Below are 16,047 nucleotides of genomic sequence, written 5' to 3' on the forward strand. Positions count from 1 at the left end.
TCTCCTCCTCATTCACCTTATTTCTTTTCTAAATAGATGTACTCATCCACTGTGTTCATGGCAGAAGAGGCTTTCAAGATCTTCATGCCCTTCAATCGGCTGCCACACTGAAAATGAACGGTGTCATCTGCACCGATCTGAATTCTGTGCGTTGCGCTCTCAACCCAGTCGATCTGCATCTTCACGATATACTCGCCAGGTGCTACGTCCAGTTGTTTCGTTTCTCCGTCCTTGATCTGCTCTGTCTTGCTCTCATTCAGGTAAATATCAAACTTTCTCATCTTGTTCATGAACTGACTGTCTCTCTTAAACACTAATTTCGCCATTTTCGTCCCATCCTTTTCTATGAATCTTACAAGTTATTACATTCTTTTATTATATACTTCATATAGCTGAGTGCATCATTTCTTCTTTTACTCGTTGAGCCATAATGCGAGAACTTATTTTCATTTCGGATGCGCAGTGCTTCTCGGATGATTTGATGATACGCTTTAGGAACATTTACTAATGCATATTCACCAGCTCCCTCTTTTGATGTTATGTCTTCTTCCCTTATCGAATAATATAGACGCGTCACCCCAAGTACTCCCCACTCGATCATGTTTGCACTCATGTATAATCCTATATACTGAAGAGACGGAAAACGCTCACAATTTCTCACCCAGTTCAGCCAATAACCGTTAATGTTCTCGACCAAGTTTGATTTCAATTCTGTCCAATCTACAGATAAATTGTACGTTTCAATCGGCAGTCCTTTAACGACGATGCCATATTTCTGAAGTTGATACGCGTCAATCCAATTACGGTGAAAAGGCAGATAACTTTGAAGCTTGCCTTCATTAAAATATGGACAAGAAGAATTACCTTTATTCTCACTCTCTAGATCCTCACGCGTAAGATACATTCCATCTAAGCTCGGCTTCGGGTACTCTTTTCTCATCTCATGGTGAATTTCTTTTAATTTCTCAACATTTGATTCTGTTAGCTTTTCTTTTGTAACTCCGTAAAAGTCGATGTCACTTAATCCTTCTTGGTAAGCTCCAATGGAAACAGACCCGAATAGATAAAATGACTCCAACTTGTTTGGCAGCTTCTTCTCAATTTTTTCAAAGTAAGAATTCAATACTTTCTTTACTTCTTCAGGTATACGTATTGGTTCATTTCTTGTTTGCGTTTGGGTCATACCGTTAGCCTCTTTTCATGAACACATTGTATTCCTATATTTTAGCATATTTATCCAATCCCCTCAGTATGAATTGACATGCAACCAAAAGGTGTTATATTCTAAACGTACAACCAAATGGTTACATATTCAGACTAGGAGATGAATGCTTGTGTCAACACTACCAGATATTAAACAAACCGCAACCTTTAACGCACCGATTCAAAAAGTGTGGGATGCTGTATCGACATCAAAAGGCATGTCAGCATGGTTCATGCCAAATGACTTTAAAGCAGAAGAAGGACATGAGTTTCACATCCAGTCCCCTTTTGGTCCTTCGCCGTGTAAAGTGCTCGTGATCGATGAACCGCATAAGCTATCCTTTGCATGGGACACGGACGGCTGGGTCGTTACTTTTCTATTAGAAGAAAAAGGAGATCAGACAGAGTTCACTTTAATCCATAGCGGATGGAAAGAAGAAGACGCTCTCGTTGGAAAAGCGAATCAAAAAGCACAAGATGTTCGTGACCGCATGAACGGCGGATGGGTTGGTATTGTGAATGAAAGACTGAAAAAGGTCGTTGAGAGCTAAGTGGCAGCACCAGCAGAAAAACACGATGTCTTTAAAGCGATTGCCGATCCTACGAGACGTGAAGTTTTAAGGTTACTTTCTGAAAATGAGCGGCCGATTTCAGAGATAGCGTATCACTTTGAGATGAGTCGAACCGCTGTAACGAAGCATCTGCAAATCTTAGCGGAGGCTGAGCTCATATCCGGCAGAAAAGAAGGACGGGAAAAGATTTATCAGCTACACCCTGAGCCTTTAACAGAAGTGAAACAGTGGTTAGCTTATTATGAGAAGTTTTGGGGTAATAAGTTGGCTATGTTGAAGCATTTTGTTGAGGGTGATAAAAAATAAAAAAGCTTAAGGATATTTCTCCTTAAGCTTTTTCACTTTAGCGCGGCAGCGAAAAGAAATCTTTGCTCTCACTATAGTTCCCTGCAAACCTTCCGAGCGGCTGCAATTTCTCTAGATCCACTTTATAATTACCAAGGTAATAATCATCATTGATATGATAGCGGACCATCCTGCCAATCACCAAATGATCGCTGCCGAGCTGAATGATCTGCTCCAACTGACATTCCATCTGGATGGGTGCTTCTTTAACGCGCTTTGGTTTTACAATCGTACTGTCTAATGTTGTGAGCCCAGCCGCTTCAAATTCATCCACTTCACTCGGAAGGTTCTCAGACGTTTTCTGCATTTCATTCCCCAAGGTTGACGTGACCACATTTATCACGAACTCTTTTTGATTCCGTATGTTTACGAGTGTATCTTTCTCCGTTCCTTCTCTTTCTCCCACCCCAGGTCCTATCGATATACAAAGCATAGGAGGGTTTCGGGATGCTACGTTAAAAAAACTGAACGGCGCCAGATTGACCACTCCCTCTGTTGAAATGGTCGATACCCAGGCGATCGGTCTTGGCACGACTGAGCCAATCAATAGTTTGTATACATCCTTTTCTGTCAGCTCTTTCGGATCAAATTGCACGTTCACTCACCCTCGCTTCTCTCTTTTATTGACGTTCAACAAAACTAGCAGAATTGCAAAAACGACACATAACAATCCTGTGATAAAAAACCATCCTGATGTGTAGCTGCCATTCAGATCTACCATAAAACCGAAGACAGGCGGTGCTGCGATAACCCCAAGTGACCCAATCGTAATGCTCAACCCACTCGATATACCAGCCTGTTCAGGTGGAACAAGTTCACTCGCTAAGTTCATCCAGATTCCATTAAAACCTGATACCGCGAACCCAAAAACTGCAATGATCGGAACAAGAAAACCAAACGGCGTATGTTCAGGCAACAATGCCAATGTACTGCTCGACAGTGAAGAAATGATGACGATCACGATGATAATAATTACACGTTCTCCGTTAAAAACTCGGTCGCTGATCACACCCCAAGCGACTCTTCCAAACGATCCGCATGCTTCTGAAATGACGAGTAACAGCCCCGACAGAAACAGAGAGATTCCCATCTTCTCATAAGCAAAGAGTACGAGATACGTGTTCAGGCACATCTGCGCGCCGTTCAGTCCGAGTGCACTTAGACTTACAAGTAAGAGCGGTTTGTTCTGAATCATTTTCCACATGGCTTTATAAAAAACAGACAACCTCTGATCACTTTTCCCTTGTGGTGCGTACTCTGAATCGCGGTACTGAAAAAAGGACAGGACCCCAATCAGAATCAAAAGTAATGCTGCGCCGATTACAGCTGTCCGCCAGCCATAAGATGCTGCAATTGGAAGTAAGATCACGGCGGATAAAGCAGATCCGAGTGTGACGCCCATCTGTTTGATGCCCATGGCTGTGCCGCGCTGTGTTTGTGTGAACCAATAGATGATGCCTCTGTTCGAGACCGGGTGCATCGCTCCGTATCCCACACCGCCGATGACCACGAATATGAGCATTGACCAAAAATGTGTAAAAAAGGTCGAGAACATGAACCCGAGCCCTAAACACATGGACAAAGCAAGAAGTAGCCTCCTCGATCCGAGCCGGTCCACTAAGAAACCTGCAGGGATGGAAGCCAGTGCCTGTCCTAAAAAGAGACCCGCCGGAAGCATGCCGATTTGAGCTTTTGAGAGCGAAAGATCTGCTCCAATCAAAACTCCAAGCGGGACAAGTCCGCGTCCTACGAAGGCAACCAATATTTGAACAATCAAGAGCCAGATCAGCATCTGCCAATGTGGCTCAAGACGACTACGCTTAACGCTCAAACTCAAATTTGCCATGTCAGCTTCAACTCTTTTTTATTGATTGTATTATGCTTCAAGCTCCAACACTGCAATTTCGTCCTTTTTCAATGATTGATCAGCAGAGACTGTAACGAGCATCGATCCAACGATACAAACAACAAAGTTTATCGTAAGCCCGATCACTCCGCCGTGTATACCGAACACCGTCTTATAGCCGGTTAACGTTAACAATCCGGCAACAACAGCACCGATAAGCATTCCCCAGAATACTGGTTTAGCAGCGAGACGTTTCCAGTATAGTCCTAGAACAAACGCCGGGAATACTTGTACTAAGAGCTCAAATTTCAGGACGAAAATTTGGTAAAGTGTACCTGGTGGGTTCCATGCAATAATTAAAAGGAAGAAGATTGCAATGATTCCGCCGATTTTGCCAACCATAACTTTCTTGTATTCAGTAGCTCCAGGATTAACAAATTTACCATATACATCGTTTGATAACATCGATGAAAAACTAAGCAAAACAGAGTCTGCCGTAGAGATGATCGCCGCAACGATTCCACCAAAGAAGATGATCATCATCCAATAATAAAACCCGTTGATCGCCGCGATCTTATTTGCCATCAAACCAACTAATTGTTCTGACCCCGCTGTATCCAATCCTGGGAAAAGCATGATTCCGATGATCCCGACAACAAATACAAGGCCTGTTGTGATCGGCGGCATCCACGCCATACGAGCGAAAGACTTTTTTAACGTTCTTTCACTTTCAGCAGAATAGATACGCTGAACAGCATGCGGGTAAATGGATGCCCCGAGTCCTACAAGCACGAGCATACTAAACCAGTTCACTGATACTTCCATCTCAGGAACACCAAGTTTTGCAGGTTCATTGTCTGCGATGAACCGAGTCACTTCAGCAAAGTTCCCTCCAACCAAGTAAAGGGCACCCGCCAAGAATACGAAGATACCTATCATCAGGACAATCCCTTGCATAACATCCGTGAACGCAACTGCCTTCATACCCCCCATCCACTCATAGGCAAGCATAACGAGAACGAAAACAACAACAGCAATTTCATAAGGAATCGTTCCGCCTGTCATACCCGCAACCGCTTGTCCGATCGCGACTAGCTGCTCCAACAGATAGTTTCCTAGACCCCAAAGCATCAAGAAGATAGAAAGCAGTGTAACAGCCTTCGATTTAAAACGGAACTCCAGCCAATCAGTAGGGGTTACAAAGTTTCGGCGTTTCGACACCACGTAAAGTCTCGGCGCGAACAACAGATAGATTCCAATGATAATAGTCATGAACGAGATCGACTGCAGCCACGAGAATCCTGTACGGTAACCAGTAGGCGCATAACCTACAATCGTGTTTCCGCTATACTGTGTGGCGTAGAGTGTGAAGAATAACGCGATGAATCCGAGATTTTTTCCAGCTAAATAGTAGCCTGATAGACTATGATGAAGATTCGTATCTCCTTTACCAGAATAATACCCAATTACGAGCATCACAATCGCGAAGACACTCAGGATAATAATGCCGTCCATACCGGCGAAAACTAAATTATCCATGCTTCACATCCTCCTTTCTCTTAGCGTTTTCCTCTTCCTCCTCAACGATATTCCATTGAGAGATACAGAGCCAGCTTAGGTAAGCTCCCAAGATAAGTGTGAAAAAGGTAGAAATAAATGCCCAGAGTGGAAATCCAAAGACAAAAGGTTCAACCGCTCCCTTCGGAAAATACCAGGGAACGATTAAAACAACATTGATAAACAACAAAATCCAGATCCATTTTTTACGGATCGGTTCTTTCACTGACTTGGTTTTCATATCATATCCTCCTTAAAAGAAAATAAGTTCTATGGAGCTGATAATCTATGATGCAGTACAGCCTTAGATGAAAGCCTTTTCATTTCTGTCTATTGTGTAATAGATGCGGTGTTTTTCTTCAAAACTCGTAATCTTATCCTTAAATTCCAGTGTTGAACCGATCTCATCAAGACCCTTTTGAAGCAACCTTTTCCGATAAGGAGTAACCTCGAAATACGCTTCAAAACCAAGTGAATCTATCACTCTTTCACTCACTAGATCAAAGGATAACTGGTATCCTCGCTTTTCATACGTCCGCTCGAACAACATATCCACATCATCTTCAGATAGAACAATGGGCAGAATCCCATTCTTAAAGCAGTTGTTATAAAAGATGTCTGCAAATGATGGGGCGATGATCACCCGAAAACCATAGTCAGATAGAGCCCATGGTGCATGTTCACGGGACGAGCCGCACCCGAAGTTCTTTCTTGCGAGCAGAACAGACGACCCTTGATAACGGTCTTGATTTAAAATAAAATCTTGTCGTTCTTTTCCATTTTCAAACCGCCAGTCATAGAACAGAAACTGCCCGTAGCCTGTTCGCTCTGTCCTTTTTAGAAACTGCTTCGGAATGATGGCATCCGTATCGACGTTATCCACATCGAGCGGTACAGCAGTTCCGGTAAATGAAGTAAAAGGTTCCATTATGAGCCCACCTCCTCACGTTCTTTTGTCACCCAGTTTCTCACATCTACAAAATGTCCTTTAATCGCTGCAGCTGCTGCCATCTCTGGACTCACCAGATGTGTGCGAGCTCCTTTTCCTTGTCGGCCTTCAAAATTTCGGTTTGAAGTTGAAGCACATCGCTCCCCTTCGAGCACGATATCCTCGTTCATCCCAAGGCACATGCTGCAGCCGGATTCACGCCAGTCAAAACCAGCTTTTATAAAAACTTGATCCAGACCTTCTTCCTCAGCCTGTCGTTTTACCGTTTGAGAGCCTGGAACGACGAGTGCATGTACGGAATCCGCCACTTTGTAACCGCTTACGATTTTAGCCGCTTTACGAAGGTCTTCAATTCGGCTGTTCGTACACGACCCGATGAACACTTTATCGAGTTTTATTGAGTCAAACGGCGTTCCTGATTGAAGTCCCATATATTGAAGCGCTTTTTCTGCGGCTTTTCTTTGGTTGATCGGTAAATTTTCTGGTGATGGAACGACATCTGTGATACCAGCACCTTGACCAGGATTCGTTCCCCACGTTACTTGCGGCACCACTTCACTGGCATCAAATTCAACGGTTTGGTCAAAAACGGCATCATCATCTGTATACAATACCCGCCATTCAGATAGAGCCTCTTCCCATTGTTCTCCTTTTGGTGCATATGCTTTTTCTTTTAAATAGTGAAACGTAACTTCATCAGGCTGGATCAACCCGGCGCGTGCACCCATCTCGATCGACATGTTGCAGACCGTCATTCTCTCTTCCATCGTTAAGTTTTGAATGACTTCCCCTTTGTACTCGATCACGTGACCGGTCGCAAAGTCGTGACCATATTTACCGATGATTGAAAGAATTAAATCTTTTGCTGATGTTCCCTTTGGCAGCTCACCCGTAATGTTGATCGCGAGTGTCTTTGCCTTATCCTGCTTAAGAGTCTGTGTCGCTAAAACGTGCTCCACTTCACTCGTTCCGATTCCGAACGCCAATGCTCCAAACGCGCCATGTGTTGACGTATGGCTGTCACCGCATACGATCGTCTGACCAGGCTGTGTTAGCCCAAGTTCAGGTGCAATCACATGGACGATTCCTTGATTTTCGCTCTGTAGGTCAAACAGCTGGATTCCAAACTCCCGGCAGTTTTCTTCTAAAGTCTTCACCTGCTTCTTCGCCACTTCATCCCGGAACGGAAGTGAACGGTCTGTTGTCGGAATGCTGTGATCCATCGTCGCCAGTGTTCGATCTGGACGACTGACAACACGGTTGTTCATCCGCAGTCCTTCAAATGCCTGTGGTGACGTTACTTCATGAATGAGGTGAAGATCAATATACAGAATAGATGGCTGATCTTCTCCTTGGTAGACCACATGCCTGTCGTAAACTTTATCGTAAAGTGTCTTCCCCACGTTCTTCTCACCCCCGATTTAGATAACGCTCGTTTCTTTTAACCTCTCGACTTCCTCTTCACTGTATCCAAGCCAGTTCCTATACACTTCATCGTTATGCTTGCCCATCACCTCTGGACCAACGTGATTCACTTTCCCTGGTGTACGGCTAAGTTTCGGCACGATCCCCGGCATCGGAAATTCACCAAGTTCTGGATGCTCCACGTTCACGATCATCTCGCGTTCTTGATAATGAGGATCTTCTAAGATCTCTTTTGCTGTATAGATGAGTCCAGAAGGTACACCTTTTTCATCTAAAATCTCTAGTGCATCTTTCGCATCGAGCGATTTCGTCCAATCCTCAATCAGCATATCGAGCACTTTCATGTTCTCGCCTCTTGCGTGATGAGTGGAGAATCTCGGGTCATCTGCAAGATACGGTTGCTCCATCGCTTCACATAATCGCCGGAACACACCATCAGCATTTGCACCGATCACGATATAGGTCTTGTCTTTCGTAAAATAGATGTTAGATGGCGCTACACCTGGGAGAATGTTGCCCATTCTTTCTCTGATATAGCCTGCAAACAGATAGTCAGGGATGAGACTTTCCATGACCGAGAAGACCGATTCATAGAGAGCCGTATCTACGACTTGCCCCACTCCTGAACGCTCTCTTTCATGCAATGCAACTAGACAACCCACCGTTGAAAAGAGTGCTGCGAGCGTATCACCGATTGACACTCCGATTCGTGATGGCGGCCGGTCTGGGAATCCTGTAACATTTCGGAGACCTCCCATCGCTTCCCCAACACTTCCGAAACCAGCCCGATGTTTATAAGGTCCCGTCTGTCCGTATCCGGACGTCCGGACCATGATCAACTTCGGATTGATCTCAGATAACTCTTCATAGGAAAGATTCCATTTCTCCATCGTTCCCGGACGAAAGTTCTCGATGATCACGTCCGCGTCTTTCACCATCTCTTTTAAAATGTTCTGACCTTCTTCTACTCTCAAGTTCAGCGTGACAGACTTTTTGTTGCGTGACTGAATCGGCCACCATAGCCCGACACCATCTTTAGACTGTCCCCAGTTTCTCATCGGGTCTGATTTCCCTGGAGGCTCGACCTTGATTACTTCTGCCCCAAAGTCCGCTAACAGCCTTCCGGAAAAAGGACCTGCCAAAAGGGTTCCCAGCTCAATAACACGAATATCACCTAAAGGAAGTTGATCGGACATGTTATCCCTCCGTTTGTCTTATTTTTAGAAGAATCATAATTTTCTTAATCTTTATACCAAATTAACGCTTTGTATACAAAAGGTCAATGGGTAATATTAATTTAATTTTAAAAATGTTCTATAAACGTTGATTTAACGACCTTTACATTATTTATTTTCAGAAAATTATTGCAACTTAAATTCAGTTTGTATACAATACGATTAAGGAGTGGTTATTTATGGATGCCTATAAATATATAAAAGAAGCCATCATACACGGAAAATACGAGCCTGGGATGAGGCTTGGAGAGGAGTCTCTTGCTAAAGAGTTAAGTCTGAGCAGAACTCCGATCAGAGAGGCGATCAAACAGCTTGAATCAGAAGGTCTTGTGATACCTTTAAAGCGCGGTGTGAGTGTGCGTAACTTTACACGCGAAGATATTCAGCAAATCTATGACCTTCGTACACTATTAGAAGGTTACGCAGCGAGCCAGGCTGCCCTTCATCGTTCGGATGAGGATAGTGAAAAAATGAAAGAAGCGAATGCTCGTTACGAAGAAGCAATCGAACGCTATAAGGAAGCAGACTTGAATTCTATTAAAGAAATCGTGAACTTCAATCAGCAGTTTCATGAAGCTATTATTTCAGCGTGTAAGAACCCGCATATCTACTTTCATCTATCAAAAGTAGTCGTCGTCCCTCTCGTCTTTCGTTCGTTCTATTGGTACGACGAGTTTGAACTAAAACGTTCACTCGAAGTTCATAAAACGATACTTTCATCGATTCAGAATCAGGACTCAGAACGCGCACGTGTTGCGATGACAGAGCACATCTATCAAGGCCGTGATCAAGTACTTGCCCATTTAGAAGAAATCAAGAAAATCCATGTCTTGAAGGAGGATACTCATGATTGAAATCTGTGAAGTCGGACCACGAGACGGGCTGCAGAACGAACCAAAGCTCGTCTCCACTGAAACAAAGGTTGAACTCATCAACAAGCTCATTGACTCTGGAATACGAATCATTGAAGCCGTATCATTCGTGAACAAAAAAGTCGTTCCACAGATGGCGGATGCAGAAGAAGTGATGCGTCTTGTTCCAAAACGAGATGACGTCCGATATGCAGGACTTGTACTAAGCCGCTCAGGACTGGAACGTGCACTACTTACAGACGTTGACTTCCTTCACGTTGTCACAACGACTAGTGACTCTTTTAATCTACGAAATGCAAAACGAACGGTGGATCAGGCGGTTGAGGAACTTACGAAGGTTATTGAGGAAGGTGCAGCTTCAAAAGGTGTTGCCGGAGTTCTTGGAACAGCATTCGGCTGTCCGTTTGAAGGAGAAGTACCACTCTCTAAAGTGTTGAAAGTGGCAGAATCATTTTTAAAAGCAGGATGCATAGAAATCACTCTTGCAGACACGACCGGAATTGCCAATCCACTTCAAGTACAAACAGTTGTTTCAGCTTTTCAGAAACAATTCGGTAAAGAGCTCACACTCGGACTTCACTTCCACAACACACGTGGTCTTGGATTAGCTAACATCCTTGCAGGCTACCAAGCTGGTGTCACCCGTTTTGATTCCTCGATTGGAGGATTAGGTGGGTGCCCATTTGCACCTAAAGCCGTAGGCAATGTTTGTACGGAAGATATGGTGAATATGTTTAAAGGGATGAATGTGGAGACAGGAGCAGATCTTAAGAGTTTGTTAGAAGCAGCTAAGTGGCTGGAGAGAAATATGGAACGAGTATTAGATGGGATGTTGATGAAGGCAGGGAGTATATAATTTTAAATTAAAGTAATAGAAAAAACCTGTTCTAATTTAGGACAGGCTCTATTTTTCATTTAAAATATCTACTACTTTTCTAAATAACCGATTTGGGTTGTTCATAAATTCTTCTCTATCTATCGATTCAAACTGTACACTGCCTAAACGTTTTACCTGTATTTCATATTTACCTACAGAAACCAATATCTCACCTGATTGTATTTGAACAATTTCTGATGCCTGATCAACATGTGTATGGTTTAAGTTAATCTTAGGACTATTTGTTAATCTACGCATTGTTTTCCAAACCGCTAACTCATCTTTACTTTTCATATAAAGTTCAGGTAATTCTGTAGCTTCTCTTAAAGCATTCAATGTAGTTAGCATGTATGAAGAAATACCATAACCAACTGGTTTAATTACTTTCTTCAACTCTTCCCAAACGGTCACTGTAAATGTAACAAGTTGTACATTGCTATTCGGGGAACTGAACTTGATATCGTCTATCTTACCGTAATACTTAACTCCATTATTTTTCGAAACTTTACTGGATAGGTAAAGAGCAATATGCTTTGCCTCTTGCCATCCTTTTTTCAAGTCCTTCACTGCTATCTTAAACGCTTTTTGTTGGATGCAATCTGCAAAAACTTCCTCATCACTTATTAAACCAACCAGAACAGTTTCATCTAATGAAGACTGCCAGCGTTCTGATGTGCCTCTTGGTAGTATGCCTTCTTCTAGTATCTCTTCTGGACTTTTTTCAATGAGGTGTTCCACAAATTGTTCAACTAATCTCGTTGCATTTGGTAAGAAAGGTAATCCACCGATATTTACGGTCTCAATGCTTTTATAAAATGCATGTTGTTCATACAACTCTTCTTCAAACCACGGAAATAAAACATATGCTCCAAAAGCTGTTCGTTCATATGGCCCTTCATGTTGAACAACTAATGCATCACGGTATCGATGCATCGTGTTAATATCATCCTCCATCGGCCCAGGGCTCTTATATCGTTTTCCGTAATAACTATCTTCCACCGCAAAATCAATACGATATTTGGCATCGAAGATATAGTTGTAGCTGTAGTCCTTACCTTTCTTCTGTATGCTCAGCATCGTATCTGGTTTCTGTGTGATAGTAGGGAGATGCCTTTCTTCCTTTTGATATTGAAGAATAATCTTCTCTCCTGTATATGGATGCTGATAAACGCGTTTAGCAGAATTACTACCGTCAAGGTTCACAAACAGACCTTCTCGATTCACCTTGACCACGTCCTGAGATAAGAGTACATATTTCTTATCCAATAGAGCACCAAGCTTAAGATATGTCCAATACTCATAAAGCTGAGCTACATCTTTAACCGACATTTTATAGATATGACCATGCAGTTCTAATCCACGGGAAAGTAAAACATAGATTTGAAAAGCATCCCTATACCCTGGTGCCATCTGTATGACTAAACTCATTACGGAACGATCCAACTTACTAATGGTCTTCCAAAATGGATTTTTAACTCTTTGTTGCAGTAGCTTTTGCATATCATTGATAGCTTTAACCACTTCTTGATCTGGTTCTGTTTTGTATCTGCCACTTGGAGCTTCTACCTTTTTATGCAAATTCTTAAGCTTATCTTCAATTCGAATCATCAACCACTTAATAAGACGGTTTTCCATCGTATCAAATGAGTGTTCTTTTTTAACCTGCCAGCCTTCAATGGGCATAAGTTGTTTGTTCTCTAACTGAATTCCATTTGGAACCTCTTGAAACAATGAAGCTTTTTTTCTAAGCTGATTTCGACCATAAGAGTCCATCTTCTTTAGTTGATCCCCTCTCACCTTTTGATGAGTGGTTATTAACTGATGATGCGGTTGTTGCTCAATTCTTTTGATCGCTTGTAGAAATGACCTGAAATGATGTTGAATCAATCGATAAAATTCAGCAGCACTTGCTTCCCCTTCTACCTTGGTTTTCGCACCAAGATACGTTTTTCGTAAAAAGTGGAATGCTAGATTATAGATTTCTTCATTCACTTCATCTAGTAGTTTCCGATAATCTTCTTTATAATCAAGCTTTGATGGAAAAATTTCAAAAGTTACGGTCAACATCGTATTTCCTTGCATACGAATTTCAAATGTTGATAAACCAACTTCATTTTGAAATTGCAGACTACCCATTAAAACTTGTTTTGGACTTACGGGCACACTGCTTACAGCGTTTCTTAAAAGATGATGTTCGTGATAGAACTCTAACTCTGAATCTATTTTTGATGTAATGATAATTTGGTAGTTTCCATTTTCGAAAAAGATAGGTCTAAAAGTTGAACCAGCTGCTAACACTTGTTGGTCTACATCAAAAACTTTAACAGACTGAAGCGACTTTCCCTCAACCTTAAATTCCATCGTTTCATTCTGCAGTTTCTTCTTATATTGAGACAACCCTTCAAACCGCTGATGATAAGGTTTTCCTTTCATAAAAAGAGTGAATTCATCCGTTTCAATTAATACGAGTTCAACATCCTCACGAACCAATCCAGAAGGAAGTGAAGCCATCATTCTCGTACCTCCTAATCATATGTACGATCTTTTGTGCAGACTTAGGATATATCGCTTTATCGAATTCAGGTAGCACATCGGTATCATAGACCTGATTCGTGCAAATTTCATAAAGCCCCTTAAGTATATCCCATACACGCTCATCACTCCCTGAAATACGCGGAAGTATCTTCTGAAGAATCGATTGATCCATAGCTGCTTCAAATGTCTGTAAGTTATCTTTCTCGCTATAAATCACATAAAAACAAATTTCATCTCGTACTCTATATCCGACCTGTGCACTAATACCTTCTAGTTGCAGGTTAATATCGACTAAAACTTCTGTTACCTTTTTAATTATCGACATGTTATCTTTATATGCATCTTTTAAATGCAAGAAGTCTCCCGCTAAAGACTGATTTTCTATAGACAAAGGTTTCTGATCTTCAAAATCCTCTAAGAAAGCAAAGTAGTCCAATTGAACTCTATTAAACTCAATCGTATTCGCACGGTCCAACACCTTTTTACTAAAAGGATGTGTCGTCTCGTCCATGTTAACCGTCCCAATAATATAAACATTTGAAGGGAGAATAATGTCTCTGCCATCCACCTTAAAAGGTAATACCGGTGTAGTTATTATCTCTCCATTTTCCCGTCGCCGACTTTCCATAACACTTAAAAGATCACTGAAGTAGTATTCCACTCTCGCTAGATTCATTTCATCAAGTAAAACAAAGAACGGTTTTTCCGGATCATCCATTGCCCTTTCCAGAACAGAGGTTAATGGACCTTTCTTAAAGTCACCCTTAATATCTACATAACCTAATAGATCAGAACCATCACCCCAGTCAGGACGAACTGGAATTAAGGTGAACTGACCATTTTTTTCATTTGCACCCAAGCTTTCAGCAAACCACTGAACCATTTTTGTTTTACCTGTACCTGATATTCCGGATAGTATGACAAAAGGTTTTGTTTTTAATGAAAGAAAAAGATTGATGACTTCTTCTTTTTTATAGTAGAAGCCTTTGCTTTGTATATAGGAATGAATATGATCGGTAATCTCTTTCTCATTTGCATTTGGGATAACAATCATTTCTTCTTCTCGTCTTTCTTTTTTATGATCTATAAACCTCTCATAATAAGAAATCATTTTTTCTAAATCATTTACAAGTTGATTTTCAGAAGGTATGTCATCTAAAGAATATTTTATGTAAGCTGCAGTACTTTCAACATATCCTCTTGCTTTTGCACCTTCCCCAAGAAAATAATCATTACTTTTTATAACTCCATCCATTTCAATGTTTTTTCTTATTTCCTCATTCAGTTGTAACATTTCATTTCTGGATGTTTCAGTAATGCCTTGTGCAAATGTTAGGTAAAGTTCTTTCATATTTTCACTAAATAAATACACAATATAGTATCCACGTTGAGTAGATAAAGTAACATTCTTATTTAGGATAGCTAACCAAGGAACTGTTGCCCAATTCCCTTGTCCTACAGATCCTTTTACTGAATATGTATTCGAATCTATGAAAGGTAAACGACTAATTGCATCAGGCAGCTCATTCCGAACTAATTTTCCCAAGGGATGATTAGTTAGCGGCTCCGTTCTAGCAGTTAAATAACCCTGCATTGTTCTAATTAGTAAGGGACGAATGCTTTCTTCCATAATCGGGGTCAACTCCTCATCAAGTAAATCAACTTCTTGCATCCAAGAAAGCATGTATCTTGTCCGTGCATCTGCAACAGAATCACGCATTAAATTATCACCTGCAGAATTCTTTACAATTAACATTCCAAGTTCTTTTATGGCTTGAAACTTATATATCTTTTCTAAATCAGAGGATCTTGAAAGAAGTTCATAGACAATAGAGAAATACGTATGTTTTAACATTTGTTTTTTAAGAATAACTGATCGTATTTTACTTGATCTGATTTCTTCAATTAAACCCACATTTATAAAATATTGACTATCAATGAAACCCAATAATTTCAATCCTTGTCGGGCACGAGATTTTAATCTATAAACATTGTCTTCTGGATAGCGTTGTTTGAGAGATTTAAGATCTAGTCCCCTTTCAATAACTTCTTCTAATAATTCTAGGACTTGTTTTAAGTTTATTTCTGGTAATTGATCTGTAAAGAATTGATTTAGCATTATTGCATTCTTTCCATTTTTTTGTGTTACTGATACAAAAGGAAGTTGAGAAAACAAAGCCATAACAAATGAGGTACGACCCGTTGCTTTAACAAAATCTGTAGAATCAGCTTTTCTAATACTTGAGAATTCATTCCATGCATCATACAAAAATTGAAATGATATTAACTCCCAAGAACTATCTTTTTCACCTACTTCAAACTTTCTTTTGGACGTATCCGTTTCAACATATAACCCTGTATCATTTAACCTAATAGAATTTGTTTGCATCGAACTTAAAGTCTGGATATGTTTTAAATGCCCTAAATAGTTAATAATTAATTTTTCAAGCATGTTATCAACTGCCCTCTAGTATTTTTAAATAGACTTGTTTCTTAAATCATATCAATTATGGTCTATCACTTAAATAGATAAAAACACTTGAAAAAATCAAGTGTTCTCCATTAATTCACATCGGATATAGAATGTGTATTTTTGCCTCTATTTTCTATAAATACTCTTTTGATAAAATA

15 protein-coding genes are annotated in these 16,047 nt (G+C 40.9%); 4 read left to right on the plus strand and 11 right to left on the minus strand.

Features of this window, described 5'->3' with window-relative positions; translation table 11 throughout:
• Nucleotides 1-17: 17 nt before the first annotated feature.
• Complete coding sequence (locus ACNJYY_RS12130) at nt 18-326, minus strand: hypothetical protein (protein WP_416728706.1); 309 nt, start codon at nt 324-326, stop codon at nt 18-20.
• A 26-nt stretch (nt 327-352) separates the two neighbouring features.
• Complete coding sequence (locus ACNJYY_RS12135; RefSeq protein WP_416728707.1) at nt 353-1,183, minus strand: aminoglycoside adenylyltransferase domain-containing protein; 831 nt, start codon at nt 1,181-1,183, stop codon at nt 353-355.
• 151 nt (nt 1,184-1,334) lie between these two features.
• On the opposite strand from ACNJYY_RS12135, the gene ACNJYY_RS12140 reads away from it, so the two are divergent.
• Together ACNJYY_RS12140 and ACNJYY_RS12145 are read left to right on the plus strand one after the other, a co-directional pair.
• Nucleotides 1,335-1,754 carry an SRPBCC family protein gene (locus tag ACNJYY_RS12140; RefSeq protein WP_416728708.1) on the plus strand — a complete coding sequence of 140 codons (420 nt, stop codon included), beginning with the start codon at nt 1,335-1,337 and terminating at the stop codon, nt 1,752-1,754.
• On the plus strand, nt 1,755-2,081 hold the full coding sequence (locus ACNJYY_RS12145) for an ArsR/SmtB family transcription factor (RefSeq protein WP_416728709.1): 327 nt from the start codon (nt 1,755-1,757) through the stop codon (nt 2,079-2,081).
• A gap of 37 nt (nt 2,082-2,118) precedes the next feature.
• Here ACNJYY_RS12145 and ACNJYY_RS12150 read toward each other — a convergent pair whose 3' ends face one another.
• The 7 genes from ACNJYY_RS12150 to ACNJYY_RS12180 all read right to left on the minus strand — a co-directional run bounded on the left by ACNJYY_RS12150 (nt 2,119) and on the right by ACNJYY_RS12180 (nt 9,093).
• Nucleotides 2,119-2,715: a flavin reductase family protein gene (locus ACNJYY_RS12150; RefSeq protein WP_416728710.1), complete on the minus strand. Its 597-nt coding sequence runs from the start codon at nt 2,713-2,715 to the stop codon at nt 2,119-2,121.
• A 6-nt stretch (nt 2,716-2,721) separates the two neighbouring features.
• Nucleotides 2,722-3,966 carry an MFS transporter gene (locus ACNJYY_RS12155; RefSeq protein WP_416728711.1) on the minus strand — a complete coding sequence of 415 codons (1,245 nt, stop codon included), beginning with the start codon at nt 3,964-3,966 and terminating at the stop codon, nt 2,722-2,724.
• A gap of 30 nt (nt 3,967-3,996) precedes the next feature.
• Nucleotides 3,997-5,505, minus strand: coding sequence for a sodium:solute symporter family protein (locus tag ACNJYY_RS12160; protein ID WP_416728712.1), 1,509 nt, complete (start codon nt 5,503-5,505; stop codon nt 3,997-3,999).
• Nucleotides 5,498-5,764, minus strand: a complete 267-nt coding sequence (locus tag ACNJYY_RS12165) for a hypothetical protein (RefSeq protein WP_416728713.1) — start codon at nt 5,762-5,764, stop codon at nt 5,498-5,500. The genes ACNJYY_RS12160 and ACNJYY_RS12165 overlap by 8 nt, the downstream gene beginning before the upstream one ends.
• Nucleotides 5,765-5,827: 63 nt before the next feature.
• A complete protein-coding gene (gene leuD / locus ACNJYY_RS12170) occupies nt 5,828-6,451 on the minus strand; it encodes a 3-isopropylmalate dehydratase small subunit (RefSeq protein ID WP_416728714.1) in 624 nt (207 codons plus the stop codon).
• Entirely contained in the window at nt 6,451-7,875 is a 1,425-nt protein-coding gene (gene leuC, locus ACNJYY_RS12175) for a 3-isopropylmalate dehydratase large subunit (RefSeq protein ID WP_416728715.1), read from the minus strand. The genes leuD and leuC overlap by 1 nt, the downstream gene beginning before the upstream one ends.
• Nucleotides 7,876-7,893: 18 nt before the next feature.
• Nucleotides 7,894-9,093 (minus strand): CaiB/BaiF CoA transferase family protein, encoded by a 1,200-nt coding sequence (locus ACNJYY_RS12180; RefSeq protein ID WP_416728716.1) that lies wholly within the window; start codon nt 9,091-9,093, stop codon nt 7,894-7,896.
• Nucleotides 9,094-9,311: 218 nt separating this feature from the next.
• On the opposite strand from ACNJYY_RS12180, the gene ACNJYY_RS12185 reads away from it, so the two are divergent.
• A complete protein-coding gene (locus ACNJYY_RS12185; protein WP_416728717.1) occupies nt 9,312-9,986 on the plus strand; it encodes a GntR family transcriptional regulator in 675 nt (224 codons plus the stop codon).
• Nucleotides 9,979-10,860, plus strand: a complete 882-nt coding sequence (locus ACNJYY_RS12190) for a hydroxymethylglutaryl-CoA lyase (protein ID WP_416728718.1) — start codon at nt 9,979-9,981, stop codon at nt 10,858-10,860. Before ACNJYY_RS12185 ends, ACNJYY_RS12190 begins: the two co-directional genes overlap by 8 nt.
• Before the next feature lie 48 nt (nt 10,861-10,908).
• On the opposite strand, the gene ACNJYY_RS12195 is transcribed toward ACNJYY_RS12190, so the two are convergent.
• Together ACNJYY_RS12195 and ACNJYY_RS12200 are read right to left on the minus strand one after the other, a co-directional pair.
• Entirely contained in the window at nt 10,909-13,395 is a 2,487-nt protein-coding gene (locus tag ACNJYY_RS12195; protein ID WP_416728719.1) for a DUF2357 domain-containing protein, read from the minus strand.
• Entirely contained in the window at nt 13,361-15,868 is a 2,508-nt protein-coding gene (locus tag ACNJYY_RS12200; RefSeq protein ID WP_416728720.1) for an McrB family protein, read from the minus strand. The genes ACNJYY_RS12195 and ACNJYY_RS12200 overlap by 35 nt, the downstream gene beginning before the upstream one ends.
• Nucleotides 15,869-16,047 lie beyond the last annotated feature (179 nt).

The organism is Fictibacillus tiangongensis, from assembly GCF_048083785.1.
Classification (GTDB): Bacteria; Bacillota; Bacilli; order Bacillales; family Fictibacillaceae; genus Fictibacillus.

Coding starts and splice junctions, on each gene's coding strand:
- ACNJYY_RS12155 (WP_416728711.1), bottom strand. CDS start 3,966: ATGGCAAATTTGAGTTTGAGCGTTAAGCGTAGTCGTCTTGAGCCACAT.
- ACNJYY_RS12185 (WP_416728717.1), top strand. CDS start 9,312: ATGGATGCCTATAAATATATAAAAGAAGCCATCATACACGGAAAATAC.
- leuD (WP_416728714.1), bottom strand. CDS start 6,451: ATGGAACCTTTTACTTCATTTACCGGAACTGCTGTACCGCTCGATGTG.
- ACNJYY_RS12160 (WP_416728712.1), bottom strand. CDS start 5,505: ATGGATAATTTAGTTTTCGCCGGTATGGACGGCATTATTATCCTGAGT.
- ACNJYY_RS12130 (WP_416728706.1), bottom strand. CDS start 326: ATGGCGAAATTAGTGTTTAAGAGAGACAGTCAGTTCATGAACAAGATG.
- ACNJYY_RS12190 (WP_416728718.1), top strand. CDS start 9,979: ATGATTGAAATCTGTGAAGTCGGACCACGAGACGGGCTGCAGAACGAA.
- ACNJYY_RS12195 (WP_416728719.1), bottom strand. CDS start 13,395: ATGATGGCTTCACTTCCTTCTGGATTGGTTCGTGAGGATGTTGAACTC.
- ACNJYY_RS12180 (WP_416728716.1), bottom strand. CDS start 9,093: ATGTCCGATCAACTTCCTTTAGGTGATATTCGTGTTATTGAGCTGGGA.
- ACNJYY_RS12135 (WP_416728707.1), bottom strand. CDS start 1,183: ATGACCCAAACGCAAACAAGAAATGAACCAATACGTATACCTGAAGAA.
- ACNJYY_RS12165 (WP_416728713.1), bottom strand. CDS start 5,764: ATGAAAACCAAGTCAGTGAAAGAACCGATCCGTAAAAAATGGATCTGG.
- ACNJYY_RS12200 (WP_416728720.1), bottom strand. CDS start 15,868: ATGCTTGAAAAATTAATTATTAACTATTTAGGGCATTTAAAACATATC.